We start from the raw sequence: 18,657 nt of genomic DNA on the forward strand, positions 1-18,657 counted from the left end.
GTCAGCGCGGCTCAATGTTTATTGCCAGTCGCCGTGCCAGCAGCCGCGTCGGCCTTTTTCTTTTCGCCGATGCGGCTTTCCTGGCCGCGCATCAGCTTGGCGATATTGCCGCGGTGGCGCCACACCAGCAGCGAACTCATCACGACAATTGCGAGCGCGATAATGTTCGGCCCGAACATCAAACCGTCGAAGAGCGGTGCGAACACCGCCGCGGCCAGCGCCGCCAGCGACGAATAGCGCGTAAAGAACGCCACGATCAGCCACGTCAGCAAGGTCGCGATACCGAGGATCGGGTTGATCGCGAGCAGCACGCCCGCCGCGGTAGCCACGCCCTTGCCGCCCTTGAAGCGGAAGAAGACCGGATACAGATGGCCGAGAAACACGGCGACCGACGCAATCGCGACCGCGGTGTCGTCGAGTCCGTAACGTGCGCCGAAGTGCACGACGAACCATACCGGCAGCCACCCTTTGAATGCGTCGCCGATCAGTGTGAGAATCGCGGCCTTCTTGCTGCCGCTGCGCAGCACGTTGGTGGCGCCCGGGTTGCCCGAGCCATACGAACGCGGGTCGTCCAGCCCCATCGCGGCGCTCACGATCACGGCAAACGACACCGAACCGATCAGGTAGGCAACGACAGCAACGATCAGGTTTTGCATCTGGGACTCTTATAAGGATCGGCGGTCTGAAACTCGATACCCCAACCGCAACAGGGAACAAAGCGGCGCACATTCTACCGAACCCGCCTGCCTGGAAAACATTCAGACAAACGTCAATCGACGCTCGCACACTGCACGGGCTTCGCCGCCAGCAACCCGGTCAGGACCGTGGGCGCGATGCTGACCAGAAAGCCGCGCCGCCCGCCGTTCAGCCAGATCTTGTCCATCTCCAGGATGCTCGATTCGACATACACCGCCATCTGCTTGCGCGTGCCGAATGGCGAGGTGCCGCCGATCAGGTAACCGGAATGACGGTTCGCAACTTCCGGCTTGCAGGGCTCGACGCGTTTCGCGCCGATCTGCCGCGCCAGATTCTTGGTGCTGACGGTACGGTCGCCGTGCATCAGCACGATCAGCGGCCTGGCGTGCTCGTCTTCCATCACCAGCGTCTTGACGACGTGATGTTCGTCCACGCCGAGCTGGCGCGCCGATTCCCCGGTGCCGCCGTGCTCGACGTAATCGTAAGGATGTTCGCCGAACGTGACGCCGTGACGGCGCAGAAACTGTGTCGCGGGCGTTTCGGAGACGTGTCTGGATTTGCTCATCGGCGCATTGTAATGGCGAGATGGCACAACGGCTATTTGCCGAATGGCCAATTGTGCGGGTTCGGCGATTGTGGCACGATCGTTCGAAAATTGTCCGGCGCGAAGCATGCCGGGCACTGCACCGATTTCAGGAGACAGCATTGAGCTTCGATTCGCCTACCCGCCATGCCATCGACATTCCGGCGCTGCTCGCCGCGCTGCCCGCGCGTATCGCCGAGATTCCCGCACTCGCTGCGGCGCGCGATCCCCAGCACATTGCGTTGATCGAGGATGCGCGCAGTCTCACCGGCGCGCAACTGCTGCAAGCCGTCGATGCCGCTACCGCGCTACTACGCGAATGGGGCGTGCGCGGCGGCGATCGGGTGATGATCGTCGCGGAGAACAGCATCGCGCAGATCGTGCTGCTGTTTGCCACCGCCAAACTCGATGCGTGGGCGCTGGTGTCGAACGCGCGCCTGTCCGCTGCCGAGCTCGACGCGATCCGTGCGCATGCGCAGCCACGCGTGATCGCGTATGCGGTCGAAAGCTCGGCCGATGCGCAACAGCACGCGCAACGCCATCAAGCCGGCCCAGCGCCCGCCATCGCGCCGGATATCGGCGCATGGTCCTACACGGTGGACGACACGGTAAAAGAGGAACCCGTCGCAGCCGATAACGATCGTCAATGCGCCGCGCTCATCTACACCACCGGCACGACCGGCGCGCCAAAGGGCGTGATGCTGTCGCACCGCAATCTGTTGTTCATCGCGGCCGTGTCGAGCCGCTTGCGCAAAGTCGGTCCGGACGACGTCGTGTACGCCGTGCTGCCGATCTCGCACGTCTACGGCTTCGCGTCGGTTTGCCTCGGCAGTCTGTACGTCGGCGCGACCCTGCGCCTGGTGCCGCGTTTCGCACCGGAAGCCGTGCGCCGCTCGCTCGCCGAAGAGCGCGTGTCGATTTTCCAGGGCGTCCCGGCGATGCACGCGAAATTGCTCGAACACCTGCAGACGCATGGCCACGCGTGGTCCGCGCCACATCTGCGCTTTGCCTATTCGGGCGGCTCGCCGCTCGACGCCGCGTTGAAAACTCAGGTCGAAATCGTCTACGGCCTGCCGCTGCACAACGGCTACGGCATGACCGAGAGCAGCCCGACCGTCTCGCACACCATGCTCGACGCGCCGCGCGGCGATTGCTCGGTCGGCGAAGTCATTCCGGGCGTCGAGGTTCGCTTCGTCGGGCTCGATGGCGTCGATGCCGCGCGAGGCGAAATTGGCGAGCTGTGGGTGCGTGGACCGAACGTGATGCTCGGTTATTACCGCAGCCCGGAGCTGACTCGTGCAACCGTCACCGAAGACGGCTGGCTCAAGACCGGCGATCTCGCGCGCCAGGACGCAGACGGCGCGTTGCATATCGTCGGGCGCAGCAAGGAATTGATCATCCGCTCGGGCTTTAACGTCTACCCGGCCGAGGTCGAGCATGCGTTGAACGCGCATCCGGAGGTCGTGCAATCGGCCGTGATCGGACGCGCGGTCGAAGGCAACGAGGAAGTGGTCGCGTTCGTCGAATTGATAGCGGGCGCCAAGGTGACGCCCGCTGAACTGATCGCGTGGTGCGGCGAACGTCTCGCGCCGTATAAGCGCCCCGCCGAAGTGAAAGTGCTCGCCGCGTTGCCGGCTGCATCGACGGGCAAGATTCTCAAGCACCGCCTGCGCGAATTCATCTAACGCAACGGCACGGCCAATGGCGATAGCAACCGCGAACGCGGATCACCCCCGCGGATGATGCTGCGCGTGCAGCGACTTCAACCGCTCGCGGGCAACGTGCGTGTAAATCTGCGTAGTCGAGATATCGGTGTGGCCGAGCAGCAGTTGCACGACGCGCAGATCGGCGCCGTGGTTCAGCAAGTGCGTCGCGAACGCATGCCGCAGCGTGTGCGGCGAGAGCGGCGCGTGGACGTCGGCCGCCGCCGCGTGCCGCTTGATGATGTTCCAGAACTGTTGACGCGTCATGCCCTCCGCGCGGGCCGTGACGAACAGCGCATCGGCCGCGCGCGCGCCCAGCAGCGCCGGCCGCGCTTCGCGCAGATAGCGTTCGATCCAGCCGTGCGCCTCTTCGCCGAATGGAATCAGGCGCTCTTTCGAGCCCTTGCCCAGCACGCGCACCACGCCTTCGTTCAGACCGACTTCCACCGTCTTCAGCGTGACCAGTTCGGTCACGCGTAATCCGCTCGCGTACATCAACTCGAGCATCGTGCGGTCGCGCAGGCCTAACGGGGTGTCGATATCGGGCGCGCCGAGCAGCGCTTCGACTTGCGCTTCGGTGAGTGTCGAAGGAAAACGCGGCGGCTGTTTGGCCGAACGGATGCGCAGCGTCGGATCGACATTCGCGCGATGCTCCCGCACCGCCCAGCCGTAGTAGCGGCGAAACACAGAGAGGCGCCGGTTCGCCGACGTCGATTTGTCTTTCTGACGCGCCGCGCTATAGGCATTGAGATCGGCTTCGCTAGCCGTGTCGAGCGACGTGTTGCGGGTTTGCGCGAGCCATTCGCAGAAGAGCCGCAAATCGCGGCGGTATGCTTCGAGCGTGTTGCGCGACAGGCCGTGTTCGAGCCACAACGCGTCGCAGAAAGCGTCGATCGACGCCGAGCTCGCCAGAAACAGAGGTGACGCGGCGGGCGCGTCGTCGATCAGTGTGTCGCTCATGCGTAGGGAATGCCTTCATGCGCCAATAGCCAGCGCTTGACGTTGCGAAAGAAGCCGTCTTCGGCGTGATTCGCAAAACCGCCGATGCCGCTCGAGCTCACCACCCGATGACATGGAATCACGATCGGGAAATAGTTGGCGCCGCACGCCTGCCCCACCGCTCGCGGCGCACTGCCCACTTTCTTCGCCAATTGCCCGTAGGTCAGCACGACGCCTGGCGGGATGTCGCTGATCGCCTGCCAGACGCGCTGCTGAAACGCGGTACCGACCGGCGCCAGCGGCAATTCGAACTTCGCCGACGCCCGCTCGAAATAACGCTCGATCTGCTCGACGGCTTGCTTCGCCAACGGCGTGTCCGGCGCGACGTTGCGCATCGAATCCGGCAGATAGACGATCTCGCGCACGGCGCCGCCTTCGAGGCGGATGCCGACCTTGCCGAACGGCGCGTCGATCACTGCGTTGAACATGTTGCCTGCTCCGTGAACGGCAGGGCGTTTCAGGTTTCACGGTTGCGTACCTGCATGGGGTACAGGCGCGCTACGCAGAAAAAACACCCCACCAGAATGCCGCTACTTTACGCCGCTTCCAATGCCCATTCCACATGCTCGCGCACCACGGCGGAAGGGTCGGCGGCACGCAAGCGCAACGCGGCTACAATCGCCTCACGCGCATCGACGCTTAAGCTCTCTGGCGACGCGCGCAGCGCATTGCCCATCCCCACCGCCAGATTGCGCAGCCAGCTCTCATAGCCGATGCGGCGAATCGCGCTGCCCTGCATCCGCGTATCGAACTCGTCCGCGGACCATGAGAACAGCTCGACCAGCGTCGCGCGATCGAGCCCGTGCCGCACATCGAAATCGGCGACCGGCGCGGCCTGCGCGAATTTGTTCCATGGACACACGAGCTGGCAATCGTCGCAGCCATATACACGATTGCCGATCAGCGGCCGCAATTCCAGGGGAATACTGCCCTTCAATTCGATCGTCAGATACGAGATGCACAGCCGTGCATCGACTTTATAAGGTGCGACGATCGCGCCGGTCGGACACGCGCCGATGCAGCGCGTGCAACTGCCGCAGTGCGAACCGGGGGTTTCGGGCGCCTGTGCAGGCGAGGTCTCGGCATCGGTGGGCAGCGGCACGTCGACATAAATTTCGCCGAGAAAAAACAGCGAACCGGCGTCGCGTTGCAGCAGCAGCGTATGTTTGCCGCGCCAGCCAATCCCAGCCTTCTGCGCCAGTTCGACTTCCAGCACCGGCGCGGAATCGGTGAACACGCGATAGCCAAATGCGCCGATCTCCGCTTCGATTTTTTCGGCCAGATGTTGCAAACGGTTACGCAACACCTTGTGGTAATCGCGGCCCCGCGCATAGATCGACACCACCGCAGCCGACGGGTCGGCAAGCCGCGCATGCTCGGCCGCGCGCCAGTCTTGCGGCACAGGCGGGGCATCCGCCGACGCGCTTTCTTCGATCTTTGCATCCAGCGTCTGCGCGGGTAAATAGGCGATGCGGGCGGTAATCACACGTCGCGTGCCGGCCACAAGCTCGGCGGGCCGCGCGCGTTTCATGCCGTGTTTCGCCATATAATCCATCTCGCCGTGGCAACCCGCCTCCAGCCATGCTGCAAGCGGCGCTTCGGCAGCGCAGAGGTCGGTATCGCTGATGCCGATCGCACCGAAACCCAGTTCACGGCCCCACGTTTTGATGCGCAGCGCGAGCGCTTCCAGCGCCGCTTCATCGAAATGACGCACGGCACGCGCATCGTCAGCGGACGCAGGCGTGCGGGAAACAGGGGACTCCGGACTTCGGTTCATCACGTCATTTTACGAGAATGCCCGTCAATTCCGATCTCGCGATCCAACCGCCCGCCGACGTCCTGCTCGAACGCTCTTTCGCGCTCGCGGACGAAGCCGCCACCAACGCGTTCGGCGCGCGTTTCGCGCAGGCGATCGAAAGCGTGCGAGGAATGCTGCAAAAGGCGCGGCAGCAGACGCCGGACGCCAAGCGTGATCGTGCATTCCACGGACTGCAAGTACAACTCAGCGGCGATCTCGGCGCCGGCAAAACCACGCTCGTGCGCGCGACCTTGCGCGGCCTCGGCCACACCGGCCGCGTGCGCAGTCCCACTTACACACTCGTCGAACCCTACGTGCTCGAACGGCCCGCCGGGGAACTCGCGCTCTATCACTTCGATCTGTACAGATTCACCGATCCGGCCGAATGGGCCGACGCCGGCTTTCGCGAGTACTTCGACAGCGGCGCAGTCTGCCTCGTCGAATGGCCGCAACGCGCGGGGCGGCTCCTCGGCGTGCCGGATCTCGTCTTCTCGCTCGAACTGGACAGCGAGGGCGACGGCCGGGTGCTCGTCGCACGGGCATACAGCGAATCAGGAAAGGCATGTCTCGAAAGATGTTGATCAAACCGTTCCGCTCGATCGAATCGGCGGCCACCGCAACGCATAACTGGCGACGCCGGCAGATTCTGCGCGCGGGCGCGTCCACGCTCATGCTCGGCCTCGTCGCCCCGCGTCTCGCATGGGCCAGTTCGGTACTCGGCGTGCGCGTCTGGCCGGCGCGGGATTACACCCGCGTGACGATCGAATCGGATCAGCCTTTGCAGAACACACAGCAGTTGCTGCAGGGCCCGGACCGGCTGGTGGTCGATCTGAACGGCCTCGATCTCGATCAGGCGCTCAAAGATCTGGTGTCGAAGATCACCCCGAACGATCCGCAGATTCAGTCGGTGCGCGTCGGGCAATATCAACCGCACGTCGTGCGGATGGTGTTCGATCTGAAGGGTTCAGTAAAGCCGCAGGTGTTCACGTTGCCGCCGGTCGGCGCGTACAAGTATCGGCTGGTGTTCGACCTGTACCCCGCCGTCGCGCCCGATCCGCTGATGGATCTGCTCGCGCAGACCGAGCGCAAGGAACAGAGCCTGAATGAAAACAACGCGCCGCCCGCCACGCTGAGCGGCCCCGGCACCACGCCGCCAACCGCCGACAACAGCGAAGCGTTCTTCGAGCGCTATGCGCAGAACGGCGGCGGCGGGTCCGCGCCCAGCGTACCGCGTCCGCCGGTGCACGTCACGCCGACACCAGTGCCCGCTCCGCCCATCCTGGGCAAGCCGGCAGCGCCAGTTACACCGCCCACCGCGATCGCCCGCAACAAAGGCGGCAACAGCAGCAACAGCGGTGGCGACGACAGCGGCGGCGACGATACCTACGCATTCACCGCGCCCAAATCCGGCAGGAGCAACACCGTGCGTCTGCTGACGGTCGCGATCGACCCTGGCCACGGCGGCGAAGACCCGGGCGCGATCGGCGGCTCGGGTACGTACGAGAAACACGTCGCACTCAACATCGCAAAGAAGCTGCGCGCGAAGATCGACGCACAGCCGAACATGCGCGCGATGATGACGCGTGACGCCGACTTCTTCGTGCCGCTCAACGTGCGCGTGCAGAAAGCGCGGCGCGTCGGCGCGGACCTGTTCGTGTCGATTCACGCCGATGCGTTCACCACGCCCGAAGCGAAGGGTTCATCGGTGTTCGCGTTGTCCGAGCACGGCGCATCGAGCGCGGCTGCGCGCTGGATGGCGAACAAGGAGAACGCGTCGGATCAGATCGGCGGCATCAACATCAAATCGGCCGATGCGACCGTCAACCGCGCGCTGTTCGATATGTCGACCACCGCGCAGATTCGCGATTCGATGCGCTACGGCAACTTCGTGCTGAAGGAAATCGGCGGCATCAACAAGCTGCACAAGGGCTCGGTCGAACAGGCGGGGTTTGCGGTGCTGAAGGCGCCGGACATTCCGTCGATCCTCGTCGAAACCGCCTTCATCAGTAACCCGGACGAAGAGCGGCGCCTGAACGACGACGCCTATCGCGACAAGATGGCCGACGCGATCATGAGCGGCATCAAGCGTTATTTCGCGGCGAATCCGCCGCTGGCAAAAAACCGCATGACTTGATGTCGCCGCATCACGCTATGCACGCAATAAAAAAACGGCCGCTCGATGCGGCCGTTTTTTTAAATGCATTCCGCTGCGCAGGCGATCACCGCGCCGGCGCAAACCGCTGCACGACCCAGCCGCCGAACACGTTCACCGCCAGCCCCGCCATCACCAGCAGCGCGCCGACAACTTGTGCTTCGGACACGTCGGATCGCCGGATCGCCGGATCGCGCCAACCGTCAGCATTTGGCGCACCGCAGTAGAATCGTTCATTGAGCAAATCCCTCAAGCCACCATTCCCAGCCGAGCCTGTCCATGTCCTCTTCGATCAAAGCAGTCCTCAAGCCGCATCTGCGCGACGTCGGCAATCTCACGGTGCGCCGCGTGTTGCCGGCGATGGCGGCGCGCCTGATCGGCCCGTTCATCTTCTTCGACCACATGGGCCCAGCCACGCTCGAACCCGGTATCGGCCTCGACGTGCGGCCGCACCCGCACATCGGCCTCGCGACGGTCACGTATCTGTTCGAAGGCGCGATCATGCATCGCGACAGCCTCGGCTCGTTGCAAAAGATCGTCCCCGGTGACGTCAACTGGATGACCGCCGGCCGCGGCATCGTCCATTCCGAGCGCACGCCGGCCGAAGACCGCGCGAGCGGTCAGACGATGCACGGCATCCAGACGTGGGTCGCGCTGCCGCTCGCCGACGAAGACACCGAACCGTCCTTCGCCCATCACGCGGCGGATACGCTGCCGGTGGTCGAGCGCAACGGCGTCACGCTGCGCGTGGTCGCCGGCACGGCGTTCGGCGAAACCTCGCCGGTCGCGACATTTTCCGGCACGCTCTATGTCGCCGCGCAATTCGCGCCGGGCGGCGCGTTCGCGCTCGAGCCGGAACACGAGGAACGCGGCGTCTACCTGGTGGACGGCGACCTGGAGATCGACGGCACGCCGCTCGAAGCCGGCCAGATGGCCGTGCTGGCGCTCGACGAAACCGTCACGCTCGCGAGCACCCACGGCGCGCGCGTCATGCTGCTAGGCGGCGAGAAACTGGACGGCGAGCGCTTTATCGAGTGGAATTTCGTCGCCAGTTCGCGGGAAAAGATCGAGGCCGCCAAGACCGCCTGGACGAATCAGGAAATGGGCAAGGTGCCGGGCGAAACCGAATGGATTCCTTTGCCCGTGCGCAAATGAGCGCAACGCGCATTGAATTCGCGGTGCTCGGCCCCAACTAGATCAATAATCCGTTTTATCGACGAGGACGCAATGGACACCACTCTGGCCACTTTCGAAAAAGACGTCATTACCGCGTCGACGCTGGCCCCCGTGCTGGTCGATTTCTGGGCGCCGTGGTGCGGCCCCTGCAAGACGCTCGGCCCGATGCTGGAAAAGCTCGAAGCCGAAGCCGCCGGCAAATGGAAGCTGGTAAAAGTGAATGTCGACGAGAATCAGGAACTGGCGGCGCACTTTCAGGTGCGCAGCATTCCGCACGTGATGGCATTTGCCGATGGCCGGCCGGTCGATCAGTTCGTCGGCGTGCTGCCGGAAGGTCAGCTGCGCGAGTTTCTCGATCGTCTCGTGCCGCAAGGCGCGGATGTGGCGCGCATGGAAGCGCAGGCCGCGCTCGCCGAAGGCCGTCGCGAAGACGCGTACGAAGCGCTGCAAGCCGCGCTCGCCTTCGATCCCGGCTTCGACGAAGCGCGCATGGACCTGATCGAACTGCTGCTGGAAGACCACCGGATCGACGAAGCCCGCAATGAAGTCGACTTGCTGTCGCCGAAAATCACGCAAGGCATCGACGCGCGCTTCAACGCGATCAAGACCCGCCTCGACGCCGTGGACGCAGCCTCGGATCTGCCGCCCACCGAGGCACTCGAAGCCCGTGTGGCAGCGGACCCCGCCGATCTCGAAGCACGCTTCGATCTCGCTAGCGCGCTGATCGCCCACCGTAATTACGCGGGCGCGCTTGAACATCTGCTGGCGATCGTGCAACGCGATCGCACGTTCCGCGACGATATCGGCCGTAAGACGATGCTGTCCGTGTTCGATCTCGCCGCGCACCAGCCGGAGCTGGTGTCGCAGTGGCGGCGCAAGCTGAGCGCGTCGCTGTTTTAATTTTGCACCGCGCTCAGGTGCGGCCCGTGTGGTTAATGCGGCGCGCGTGAATCTGCTGCCGCTCCGTGTTCAGGCGGCCCACGCGGCCAATGCGCGGTGCCTGAACCTGCTGCCGCTTAAACCGCCGCCCTGATCCGCTTCGAGCCGCTCACTTCACCCCGCCTGCTTCGCCAACGCCCGCAACACATGCGCGGCCGCCGCAAAACCGAAACTCGCGGTCACACATACGCTCGAACCAAACCCCGCACAGTTCAGACCGACCGGCCCCGTATGACCCGGCGAAGTGCTCACATGCTCGGCCTCCTCGTCGATATCGCAGACGGCGGCTTCCGGATAGATCAACGGTTCGTCTGAATACACCGCGCTCACCTTGAACTTCGCTTTCGGACCACGCGGAAAGCCGTGCTGTTTGCGCAACTGTGCGCGCACCTTCGACAGCAGCGGGTCCTGGATCGTCAGCGCGAGATCGTCGATGCGAATGCGCGTGGGGTCCAACTGGCCACCCGCGCCCCCCACCGTAATCACCGGCTGCTTGTACTCGACGCACCACGCGATCAACGCGGTTTTCGTGCGCACGTTGTCGATCGCATCGATCACGTAATCGAAACCGCCGCCAAGCGTCGACGCGAAATTGTCCGGTTCGACAAAGTCTTCAACGAGCCGCACGTCGCAAAACGGATTGATCGCCGCGATGCGTTCAGCCATCGCTTCGACCTTCGGTTTTCCGTAGTTGCCGTCGAGCGCGTGGATCTGGCGGTTAGTGTTGCTCTCGGCGACATTGTCGAGATCGATCAGCGTCAACGTGCCGACAGCACTGCGCGCCAGGGCCTCCGCCACCCACGAGCCGACCCCGCCGATGCCGATCACCGCAACGTGCGCCTGCTCGAACGCAGCGAGCGCCGGCGCGCCGTACAGCCGGGCGATGCCGCCGAAGCGCCGCGCGCGGTCGGCGGTTTCACTCCCGTCGAGGCCGGTAGTAAGATCAGATTGCGTGGTGATGCTGGACATGGTGGCAGGCTCGTTGAAAGCAGGCAAAACAGAAGGTGCAGAAGGTGGACGCAGCTCGGGCGCTCGCAGCCCGTATTTTGCCTGATCGCGTCAATGTGCACGGCGGCATGCATGAACGAACTGCGCGCCGCCTTGACCTGGTCGCGCGCAAATAATTCGCTCCTTGGCTATACTGATTGAACTGTAGCGTTCACATAAGAACATGACCACACTCGCCGAACTTCGAAAAAATTATTCGCTTGGGTCGTTGGACATTGCCGATATCGACCGCAACCCATTCCGTCAATTCGACGTATGGTTTGCGCAAGCGGTCGAAGCCCAACTTCCCGAACCGAATACGATGACCCTGGCCACGGTCGACTCGCGTGGCCGGCCGTCGGCGCGCATCGTTCTGATCAAGGGCGTCGACGACCGCGGCTTTGTGTTCTTCACCAACTATGAAAGCCGCAAAGGCCGCGAACTCGCGGCCAATCCGTACGCGAGCCTGCTGTTCTACTGGATCGAACTCGAACGCCAGGTGCGGATCGAGGGCCGCGTCGTCAAGACCAGCGCGGAAGAAAGCGACGCATACTTCGCGTCGCGCCCGCTCGGCTCACGAATCGGTGCGTGGGCCTCGAATCAAAGTCAGGTGATTGAAAGCCGCTCGCAACTCGAAACACGCGAACGCGAAATCAGCCTGCAATACGGCGACCAACCGCCGCGCCCGCCGCATTGGGGCGGCTATCGTCTGGTACCCGAAGCGATCGAATTCTGGCAAGGCCGTCCGTCGCGTTTGCACGACCGCCTGCTCTACACGCGTTCAAGCGAAGGCAGCGACTGGCACATCGCCCGCCTGTCGCCTTGAATCTGAATATCAATGTCTTCGAGCACGCTGCCAACGAAGCCGCATGCCCGAAGGCGCGGATTGCACCACCTCGCGGCATAGGAGTCACGCCGCGGTGAGCGGCGGTCCACACAGGCTTTGCTTTAATTCAACGGACACGGAGAAATCACATGTTCTGGGAGAAAAAGCTGGCGCAGTGGGTGGAAGACGTAAAAACCAGGGCGAACCTGCCAGCACGCCTTGTGTTGTGGGACGGCCAGCAGCATGACTTCGGGCAGTTTGCCGCGCCTCAGGTCACGCTGCATGTGAAGAGCGCTACGGCGCTGCCTTACCTGCTCGAACCGAGCCTCGACAATCTTGGCGAGGCGTACGTGAAGGGCAAGATCGACATCGAAGGCAAGCTGTCGGACATCATCAACGTCAGCTATCAGCTCGCGCGCAATACGGTCACCAGCGCAAGCAAGCTGGCGCGCGTGCGGCGCTACTTCAATCACTCGAAGTCGTCGGATAAGAAGGCGATCCAGTATCACTACGACGTCTCGAACGAGTTCTACAAGCTGTGGCTCGACGAGAATATGGTGTACTCGTGTGCGTACTTCGAGAACGGCGACGAAGATCTCGCCACCGCGCAGATCAAGAAAATCGACCACATCCTCACCAAGATCCAGTTGCAGCCCGGCCAGCGCCTGCTCGATATCGGCTGCGGCTGGGGCGCGCTCGTGCTGCGCGCGGCAACGAAGTTCGGTTCGAAGTGCGTCGGCGTGACGCTGTCGCAGAACCAGTTCGACCTCGCCACGGCGCGCGTGAAAGCCGCGGGCCTCGAAGACAGGATCGAGATTCGTCTGCAGGATTATCGCGATGTCGAAGGGCAGTTCGACCGTATCACCAGCGTCGGGATGTTCGAGCACGTCGGACGCAAAAATCTGCCGGGCTACTTCGAGAAGATCCGCGATCTGCTGGTGGACGACGGCATCGCGATGAATCACGGCATCACGTCGAGCGATGCGGAAAGCGGCGAAACCGCGCTCGGCGGCGGCGAATTCATCGACCGCTACGTGTTCCCGGACGGCGAGCTGCCGCATATCAGCCTCGCGCTCGAAGCGATGCAGCGCGGCGGCCTCGAAGCGGTTGACGTCGAAAGCCTGCGCCGTCACTATGCGCACACGTTGAACATCTGGGCGGAAAACTTCGAAACGCATGCGGAAGAAGCCCGCAAGCTGGTCGACGACGAAAAATTCCGCATCTGGCGCGTGTATCTCGCCGGCTGCGCATACGCGTTCGAAAACGATGATGTCTCGATCTACCAGGTGGTGTGCCGCAAAGCCGGCCGCAGCGCGACAACCTTGCCGTGGTCGCGCCGCTATATGTACGACAAACAGCCGTGATACGGTCGCGCCGCGTCGACGTGCCGGGTCCAGGTACATGAGCGGCCGCCGCGGCGCAAACTTTGAACAGCAGGTCGAACACCGATGGACCAGAGCGGGACGAGCGAAGTTGAACAAGCATTGAACGCCGGGCACGGCGAGGCAGCCGTGCAGTTCGATCTGTTTGGGATGCCGCTGGAGCCGGCAACGGCACCCGTGGAACCCGCTGCGGGCGACAAGCCGGCGCCCCCTGCCGCTGAAACCGCTCCCGAATCCGCCTCCGGCGCCACGCCAGCCCCTGCCGACGCCCCGAGAAAACGCCGCGCGCGCGACGTCGTGGCGGCTCCGCCCTCCCCGGAACTGCTCGCCCTTGCCGCCGAACTGCCGCCGCAGGTCCATCTCGGCACATCGACATGGTCGTTTCCGGGCTGGAACGGCATCGTCTACGGCGACGAATACAGCAACAGCAAACTTTCGCGCGACGGCCTCACCGCCTACGGCGCGCATCCGCTGCTACGCACCGTCAGCATCGACCGGTCGTTTTATCAGGCGCTCACGGTCACCGAATACTTGCGCTATGCGCAGCAGGTGCCCGAGCACTTCCGCTTCATCGTCAAAGCGCCGATGACGATCACCGACGCCACCGTGCGCGCCGAACGCGGCGAGCCGGTCTCGCTGAATCCGTGCTTTCTGAATGCGCAAATGGCAATCGACGAGTTCGTGACGCCTTGCCTCGAAGGCCTCCGCGCGAAGGCCGGCGCGCTGGTGTTCCAGCTCTCGCCGCTGCCGGATCAGATGCTCGCGCAGCCGGCGGTGTTCATCGAACGCCTGGCCGAGTTCCTGACGGCGTTGCCGACACTGCCCGCGGGCACCTGCTACGCGATCGAGATCCGCGACGCGAGCTTGCTGACGCCGCGCTTCATCCGCACACTGAAAACGGCAGGCGTACGGTATTGCGTGGGGATTCATGCGCGGATGCCGGATCCGCTGCGCCAGGCGGCAGCACTCGCACTGCTCGACGGCGAGCCGGCCGGGCCGCTGATCGTGCGCTGGAGTCTGCATAGCGGCTTCAAATACGAGCAGGCAAAGGCCAAATACGAGCCGTTCAACCAGCTCGTCGACCAGGACCCAGCCACCCGCGCCGCACTCGCCGAACTGGCCGCGCGCTACGCACTGGCCGGCCAGCCGGTAGTGATCGCGGTCAACAACAAGGCGGAGGGTTCGGCGCCGTTAAGCTGCGTGGAACTGGCGCGCGCGATCATCGAAGCGTACGCGCGCCTCGTTCACGAGCACGAGCACGATCGGCAAACGCACGAGCGTGGCGAAGGCGGCCAGCCCGGCGAGCACGCCTAAGCGACACCCCGCCTGCGTGCGGCTGGCAGCCCGGCAACGAACGGCTCACCGCATCACTGCCCAGGCCATCTGTCGACTTAAGCCGCCATTCGCGCCGCTCAGCTCGCCCTGATCCGATGTGCGAACTTCTGACGAAACTTTGCGACCTTCGGCGCCACCACGAACGAGCAGTACCCCTGGTTCGGATGCTGCGCAAAGTAGTTCTGGTGATACGCCTCGGCCGGCCAGTAATTACCGTCGAGCGGCAGCACCTGGGTGACGATCTGGCCGTCGTAAATCCCTTCGGCGCCGATCTCACGAATCGCCTGCAGCGCCGTCTCGCGCTGCGCGTCGGAGTTCGTGAAAATCACCGAGCGGTATTGCGTGCCGACGTCGTTGCCTTGCCGGTTCAACTGGGTCGGATCGTGAATCGCAAAGAAGATGTCGAGAATCTCGCGATAGCCGATCTTCGCCGGATCGAAATCGACGTTCACCACTTCCGCATGGCCAGTCTCGCCGTCGCAGACCTGCTCATAGGTCGGCTGCCGCGTCTGTCCGCCCGCATAGCCCGATTCCACCGAGTTCACGCCTTCGACGCCCAGATACACCGCTTCGAGGCACCAGAAACACCCGCCACCGAGGGTGGCGACTTCGCCTGTCTGACTCATGCTGCTCGCTCCTTGATACCCATAGCCGGCCGGGGCCGGTTGTTCGCCTGAGGCTTGCCGCCGACGTCTGCTCAATACCCGCTTACCCGCAACGCTCGTGCCACTATCGAGACTTTCCAGCTTAGCGGTTTTTCCACTTAACGGCACGGGTCGCGGCCAGTCCGCCGCGATTGCAGTTAAAATTGGGACAAATCGACGATTTTCACTATGACTTTCGAATCATTTGTTTCCGGCCACGCTTGCGATGGATTCACCCCGGGGTTCACCCGGCTTGCGCCGAAGGCTTTCGTCCAATGAAGCGCGCCAGCCCGCCTAACTTCGACCAACCCGCCTTCAAACAGGCGCTCGGCCAATTCGCTACAGGCGTCACCGTTATTACAACGCGCGCGGCATCCGGCCAGTTGATCGGTATCACGGCCAGCTCGTTTAATTCGGTTTCGCTCAATCCGCCGCTGGTATTGTGGAGCCTCGCGACGCGCTCGGCGTCGATGCCGGTGTTCCAGGCGAACAGTCATTATGTCGTCAACGTGCTGGCCGCGTCGCAGATCGACCTGTGCAAGCGCTTCGCCACCGTGAAGGGCGACCGCTTCGAAGGCGTATCGCACGCGCAGGGCGACACCGGCATGCCGGTGCTCGACGGTGCGCTTGCGTGGTTCGAATGCCATAACCGCAGCCGCTACGAAGAAGGCGATCACGTGATTTTCGTCGGCGAGGTGGAGCGCTGCGGCGTGCACGAGAATGCCGCGGAAATCGCGCCGCTGATCTTCCAGAACGGCCAGTTCCACGGACTCAAATCGATCTGACTGCGGTGCCGCCGCGCTTTACAGGCAAGCGACGGGCACCCGGACTCAGTTATGCTGTGCGCTATGGCCGGTGGTTTTTTTCACCAGCGACACCGGTACACCCGAATCTTCCTTCAGCGTCTGCAGCACGATATTCGAGCGAATATCCATCACGCCCGGCGCCTTATACAGGCGTTGCAGCACGAAATCCGAATAGTGTTTGAGATTGTGCGCGAGCACCCGCAGCAGATAATGGGTCTCGCCGGTCACGACAAACGCGCCGACCACTTCCGGCCAATCCCGCACCGCCTCCGCAAAACGCTCGTGCCAGTTCTCCTGGTCGTTGCGCATCGACACCTGCACGAACGCTTCCAGTTCGAAACCCAGCACTTCGCGGTTCAGACATGCGCGGTAATGCTCGATGACGCCCTGCTCCTCCAGCAGGCGCAGACGCCGTAGACAGGCTGACGGCGAGAGCGAGATGCGCTCCGCCAGGTCGAGATTGCTAATCCGTCCTTCTTGCTGAAGCACCGTCAAGATACGGCAATCGGTGGCGTCGAGCGAGATCGCGTTCATATTCGGTCTCCCTTTCCCATTTAACTCAAATTATGTTCCAAGACACGGCTCAGAAGGAGATTTTTTCGCAATCACATTTCGCGACAAGCCGCCTATCATTCCCTGATAGACACACATAGCCGATGGAGACATGGAGACACTCTGGGACATCACCCCCGCCGTCGATACCGCGACGCCCGTCTGGCCGGGCGATACGCCGGTCGGTATCGAACGCGTATGGCGCATGGAGGCAGGCTCGCCCGTCAACGTCGCGCGGCTCACGCTATCGCCGCACACCGGCGCCCACACCGACGCCCCGCTGCACTATGACGCCGAAGGCATCGCGATCGGGCTCGTGCCGCTCGATGCTTACCTTGGCCGCTGCCGCGTGATTCATTGCATCGGCGCCTCGCCTGTTGTCACGCCACAACACCTGACCGGCTCGCTTGACGAGCTGCCGCCGCGCGTCCTACTACGCACTTACAAAAGCGCGCCGACTGCGGTCTGGGACAGCGCTTTCTGCGCGGTCGCGCCGGAAACCATCGACCTGCTGGCTGCCCGTGGCGTCAAGCTGATCGGCATCGACACGCCGTCGCTCGATCCGCAGGAATCGAAGACGATGGACGCGCACCACCGGATTCGCGAGCATCGCATGGCGATTCTCGAAGGCATCGTGCTGGATGCCGTTGCGCCCGGCGACTACGAACTGATCGCGCTGCCGCTCAAGCTGACCACCCTCGATGCGAGCCCCGTGCGCGCCGTGTTGCGGGCGCTGCCCGAAGCTCACTGATCGCCGACGCTCTGCAAAACTGAATCACTGCATTCACCGAACTCCCTGATCTCTCTGACTGGACCATCATGAACACCCGTGAAGAAGCATTGGCGCTGGATGACGCCGACTCGCTCGCTCGGCTGCGCGGCCAGTTCGCGCTGTCGCCGACCACCATTTATCTCGACGGCAACTCGCTCGGCGTGCCGCCGTCTGCCGCCGCTCAACGCGCGCAGACCGTGATCGCCGCCGAATGGGGCGAAGGCCTGATCCGCAGCTGGAACACCGCAGGCTGGTTCGAATTGCCGCGCCGCCTTGGCAACAAGCTCGCGCCGCTGATCGGAGCGGCGGAAAACGAAGTGGTCGTCACCGATACGATTTCGATCAACCTGTTCAAGCTCTTATCGGCTGCCGTGCGGTTGGCGAACGCGCGCGATCCGAAGCGTCGCGTGATCGTCTCCGAACGTTCGAATTTCCCGACCGACCTGTACATCGCGCAAGGGCTGATCGAACAGCTCGACCGCGGTTATGAATTGCGTCTCGTCGACGATCCGTCCGAGCTGCCCGCCGCGATCGGCAATGACACCGCGATCGCGATGATCACGCACGTGAACTATCGCACCGGCTACATGCACGACATGGCGGCGCTGACCAGACTCATCCACGACAAGGGTGCGCTCGCGCTGTGGGACCTCGCACATTCGGCGGGCGCGGTGCCGGTCGACCTGAATGGTGTCGGCGCGGACTACGCGGTGGGCTGCACCTATAAGTATCTGAATGGCGGCCCGGGTTCGCCGGCGTTCGTATGGGTGCCGAAGCGTCACCAGAACGAGTTTGCGCAGCCGCTGTCCGGTTGGTGGGGCCATCGCGCGCCGTTCAAAATGGACCCGGCGTATCAACCCGATGACGGTATTGGCCGCTTCTTGTGCGGCACGCAGCCGATGGTGTCGATGGCACTGGTCGAATGCGGGCTCGACGTGTTCCTGCAAACCGACATGCAGGCGATCCGCGCGAAATCGCTCGCGTTGACCGATTTGTTTATCGAGCTGGTCGAAGCACGTTGCGGCGAGTTTTCTTTGAAGCTCGTGACGCCGCGCGAACACGCGCAACGCGGCTCGCACGCGAGCTTCGAGCATCCGCACGGTTATGAAGTGATGCAGGCGCTGATCGCGCGTGGCGTGATCGGCGACTATCGCGAGCCTCATGTGTTGCGGTTTGGTTTTACGCCGCTGTACACGCGCTTTGTCGATGTGTGGGACGCAGTGGAAACGCTGCGCGACGTGCTGACGCAAGAGACCTGGCGGGCACCTGAATTTGCCGCACGCGGCGCTGTGACCTGAGGAGCACGC

At 63.4% G+C, this 18,657-nt stretch carries 19 protein-coding genes and 1 pseudogene; 11 read left to right on the forward strand and 9 right to left on the reverse strand.

The window, feature by feature from the left end; all coding sequences use genetic code 11:
• Nucleotides 1-11 precede the first annotated feature (11 nt).
• Nucleotides 12-656, reverse strand: a complete 645-nt coding sequence (gene plsY / locus SB772_RS15050) for a glycerol-3-phosphate 1-O-acyltransferase PlsY (RefSeq protein WP_410834039.1) — start codon at nt 654-656, stop codon at nt 12-14.
• A gap of 113 nt (nt 657-769) precedes the next feature.
• A complete protein-coding gene (gene ybaK / locus SB772_RS15055) occupies nt 770-1,261 on the reverse strand; it encodes a Cys-tRNA(Pro) deacylase (RefSeq protein WP_410834040.1) in 492 nt (163 codons plus the stop codon).
• 140 nt (nt 1,262-1,401) lie between these two features.
• On the opposite strand from ybaK, the gene SB772_RS15060 reads away from it, so the two are divergent.
• A complete protein-coding gene (locus SB772_RS15060) occupies nt 1,402-2,964 on the forward strand; it encodes a class I adenylate-forming enzyme family protein (RefSeq protein WP_410834041.1) in 1,563 nt (520 codons plus the stop codon).
• Nucleotides 2,965-3,006: 42 nt separating this feature from the next.
• Here the strand turns inward: SB772_RS15060 and xerD are convergent, their stop codons facing one another.
• The 3 genes from xerD to queG all read right to left on the reverse strand — a co-directional run bounded on the left by xerD (nt 3,007) and on the right by queG (nt 5,758).
• Nucleotides 3,007-3,942, reverse strand: coding sequence for a site-specific tyrosine recombinase XerD (xerD, locus tag SB772_RS15065; protein WP_410834042.1), 936 nt, complete (start codon nt 3,940-3,942; stop codon nt 3,007-3,009).
• Nucleotides 3,939-4,409, reverse strand: a complete 471-nt coding sequence (locus tag SB772_RS15070; protein ID WP_410834043.1) for a methylated-DNA--[protein]-cysteine S-methyltransferase — start codon at nt 4,407-4,409, stop codon at nt 3,939-3,941. Before SB772_RS15070 ends, xerD begins: the two co-directional genes overlap by 4 nt.
• A gap of 107 nt (nt 4,410-4,516) precedes the next feature.
• The gene (gene queG, locus SB772_RS15075) at nt 4,517-5,758 is read right to left on the reverse strand and encodes a tRNA epoxyqueuosine(34) reductase QueG (protein WP_410834044.1); all 1,242 of its coding nucleotides are present in this window, start codon (nt 5,756-5,758) and stop codon (nt 4,517-4,519) included.
• Nucleotides 5,759-5,775: 17 nt separating this feature from the next.
• Here queG and tsaE point away from each other — a divergent pair, with 17 nt between their 5' ends.
• Nucleotides 5,776-6,360, forward strand: coding sequence for a tRNA (adenosine(37)-N6)-threonylcarbamoyltransferase complex ATPase subunit type 1 TsaE (gene tsaE / locus SB772_RS15080; protein ID WP_410834045.1), 585 nt, complete (start codon nt 5,776-5,778; stop codon nt 6,358-6,360).
• Complete coding sequence (locus tag SB772_RS15085) at nt 6,342-7,913, forward strand: N-acetylmuramoyl-L-alanine amidase (RefSeq protein WP_410834046.1); 1,572 nt, start codon at nt 6,342-6,344, stop codon at nt 7,911-7,913. The genes tsaE and SB772_RS15085 overlap by 19 nt, the downstream gene beginning before the upstream one ends.
• Before the next feature lie 85 nt (nt 7,914-7,998).
• On the opposite strand, the pseudogene SB772_RS15090 reads toward SB772_RS15085, so the two are convergent.
• Nucleotides 7,999-8,100 (reverse strand): annotated as a pseudogene (locus SB772_RS15090) (O-acetylserine/cysteine exporter); the annotation flags it as partial.
• A 110-nt stretch (nt 8,101-8,210) separates the two neighbouring features.
• Between SB772_RS15090 and SB772_RS15095 the strand changes: the two are divergent.
• Both SB772_RS15095 and trxA read left to right on the forward strand, forming a co-directional pair.
• The gene (locus tag SB772_RS15095; protein ID WP_410834047.1) at nt 8,211-9,086 is read left to right on the forward strand and encodes a pirin family protein; all 876 of its coding nucleotides are present in this window, start codon (nt 8,211-8,213) and stop codon (nt 9,084-9,086) included.
• Nucleotides 9,087-9,158: 72 nt separating this feature from the next.
• On the forward strand, nt 9,159-10,007 hold the full coding sequence (gene trxA / locus SB772_RS15100) for a thioredoxin (protein ID WP_410834048.1): 849 nt from the start codon (nt 9,159-9,161) through the stop codon (nt 10,005-10,007).
• Between the two features lie 153 nt (nt 10,008-10,160).
• On the opposite strand, the gene tcdA is transcribed toward trxA, so the two are convergent.
• Nucleotides 10,161-11,015, reverse strand: a complete 855-nt coding sequence (gene tcdA, locus SB772_RS15105) for a tRNA cyclic N6-threonylcarbamoyladenosine(37) synthase TcdA (RefSeq protein ID WP_410834049.1) — start codon at nt 11,013-11,015, stop codon at nt 10,161-10,163.
• Between the two features lie 202 nt (nt 11,016-11,217).
• Between tcdA and pdxH the strand changes: the two genes are divergently transcribed.
• The 3 genes from pdxH to SB772_RS15120 all read left to right on the forward strand — a co-directional run bounded on the left by pdxH (nt 11,218) and on the right by SB772_RS15120 (nt 14,555).
• Complete coding sequence (pdxH, locus tag SB772_RS15110) at nt 11,218-11,859, forward strand: pyridoxamine 5'-phosphate oxidase (protein WP_410834050.1); 642 nt, start codon at nt 11,218-11,220, stop codon at nt 11,857-11,859.
• 149 nt (nt 11,860-12,008) lie between these two features.
• Nucleotides 12,009-13,223, forward strand: coding sequence for a class I SAM-dependent methyltransferase (locus SB772_RS15115; protein ID WP_410834051.1), 1,215 nt, complete (start codon nt 12,009-12,011; stop codon nt 13,221-13,223).
• An 84-nt stretch (nt 13,224-13,307) separates the two neighbouring features.
• Nucleotides 13,308-14,555: a DUF72 domain-containing protein gene (locus SB772_RS15120; protein WP_410834052.1), complete on the forward strand. Its 1,248-nt coding sequence runs from the start codon at nt 13,308-13,310 to the stop codon at nt 14,553-14,555.
• Nucleotides 14,556-14,653: 98 nt separating this feature from the next.
• Here the strand turns inward: SB772_RS15120 and msrA are convergent, their stop codons facing one another.
• Nucleotides 14,654-15,202: a peptide-methionine (S)-S-oxide reductase MsrA gene (gene msrA / locus SB772_RS15125; RefSeq protein ID WP_410834053.1), complete on the reverse strand. Its 549-nt coding sequence runs from the start codon at nt 15,200-15,202 to the stop codon at nt 14,654-14,656.
• Nucleotides 15,203-15,495: 293 nt separating this feature from the next.
• Between msrA and SB772_RS15130 the strand changes: the two genes are divergently transcribed.
• Nucleotides 15,496-16,005, forward strand: coding sequence for a flavin reductase family protein (locus tag SB772_RS15130; protein ID WP_410834054.1), 510 nt, complete (start codon nt 15,496-15,498; stop codon nt 16,003-16,005).
• 45 nt (nt 16,006-16,050) lie between these two features.
• Here the strand turns inward: SB772_RS15130 and SB772_RS15135 are convergent, their stop codons facing one another.
• Nucleotides 16,051-16,560, reverse strand: a complete 510-nt coding sequence (locus SB772_RS15135; RefSeq protein ID WP_341314438.1) for an Lrp/AsnC family transcriptional regulator — start codon at nt 16,558-16,560, stop codon at nt 16,051-16,053.
• 130 nt (nt 16,561-16,690) lie between these two features.
• Between SB772_RS15135 and kynB the strand changes: the two genes are divergently transcribed.
• Both kynB and kynU read left to right on the forward strand, forming a co-directional pair.
• On the forward strand, nt 16,691-17,329 hold the full coding sequence (gene kynB / locus SB772_RS15140; protein ID WP_410834055.1) for an arylformamidase: 639 nt from the start codon (nt 16,691-16,693) through the stop codon (nt 17,327-17,329).
• A gap of 68 nt (nt 17,330-17,397) precedes the next feature.
• Nucleotides 17,398-18,648 (forward strand): kynureninase, encoded by a 1,251-nt coding sequence (gene kynU / locus SB772_RS15145; protein WP_410834056.1) that lies wholly within the window; start codon nt 17,398-17,400, stop codon nt 18,646-18,648.
• Nucleotides 18,649-18,657 lie beyond the last annotated feature (9 nt).

It is taken from the genome of Paraburkholderia sp. SIMBA_030 (genome assembly GCF_046535245.1).
GTDB lineage: Bacteria > Pseudomonadota > Gammaproteobacteria > Burkholderiales > Burkholderiaceae > Paraburkholderia.

Bases quoted from the DNA above. Each gene is read 5' to 3' on its own strand.
- plsY (WP_410834039.1), bottom strand. From the start codon at position 656: ATGCAAAACCTGATCGTTGCTGTCGTTGCCTACCTGATCGGTTCGGTG.
- ybaK (WP_410834040.1), bottom strand. From the start codon at position 1,261: ATGAGCAAATCCAGACACGTCTCCGAAACGCCCGCGACACAGTTTCTG.
- xerD (WP_410834042.1), bottom strand. From the start codon at position 3,942: ATGAGCGACACACTGATCGACGACGCGCCCGCCGCGTCACCTCTGTTT.
- SB772_RS15070 (WP_410834043.1), bottom strand. From the start codon at position 4,409: ATGTTCAACGCAGTGATCGACGCGCCGTTCGGCAAGGTCGGCATCCGC.
- queG (WP_410834044.1), bottom strand. From the start codon at position 5,758: ATGAACCGAAGTCCGGAGTCCCCTGTTTCCCGCACGCCTGCGTCCGCT.
- tsaE (WP_410834045.1), top strand. From the start codon at position 5,776: ATGCCCGTCAATTCCGATCTCGCGATCCAACCGCCCGCCGACGTCCTG.
- SB772_RS15085 (WP_410834046.1), top strand. From the start codon at position 6,342: ATGTCTCGAAAGATGTTGATCAAACCGTTCCGCTCGATCGAATCGGCG.
- SB772_RS15095 (WP_410834047.1), top strand. From the start codon at position 8,211: ATGTCCTCTTCGATCAAAGCAGTCCTCAAGCCGCATCTGCGCGACGTC.
- trxA (WP_410834048.1), top strand. From the start codon at position 9,159: ATGGACACCACTCTGGCCACTTTCGAAAAAGACGTCATTACCGCGTCG.
- tcdA (WP_410834049.1), bottom strand. From the start codon at position 11,015: ATGTCCAGCATCACCACGCAATCTGATCTTACTACCGGCCTCGACGGG.
- pdxH (WP_410834050.1), top strand. From the start codon at position 11,218: ATGACCACACTCGCCGAACTTCGAAAAAATTATTCGCTTGGGTCGTTG.
- SB772_RS15115 (WP_410834051.1), top strand. From the start codon at position 12,009: ATGTTCTGGGAGAAAAAGCTGGCGCAGTGGGTGGAAGACGTAAAAACC.
- SB772_RS15120 (WP_410834052.1), top strand. From the start codon at position 13,308: ATGGACCAGAGCGGGACGAGCGAAGTTGAACAAGCATTGAACGCCGGG.
- msrA (WP_410834053.1), bottom strand. From the start codon at position 15,202: ATGAGTCAGACAGGCGAAGTCGCCACCCTCGGTGGCGGGTGTTTCTGG.
- SB772_RS15130 (WP_410834054.1), top strand. From the start codon at position 15,496: ATGAAGCGCGCCAGCCCGCCTAACTTCGACCAACCCGCCTTCAAACAG.
- SB772_RS15135 (WP_341314438.1), bottom strand. From the start codon at position 16,560: ATGAACGCGATCTCGCTCGACGCCACCGATTGCCGTATCTTGACGGTG.
- kynB (WP_410834055.1), top strand. From the start codon at position 16,691: ATGGAGACACTCTGGGACATCACCCCCGCCGTCGATACCGCGACGCCC.
- kynU (WP_410834056.1), top strand. From the start codon at position 17,398: ATGAACACCCGTGAAGAAGCATTGGCGCTGGATGACGCCGACTCGCTC.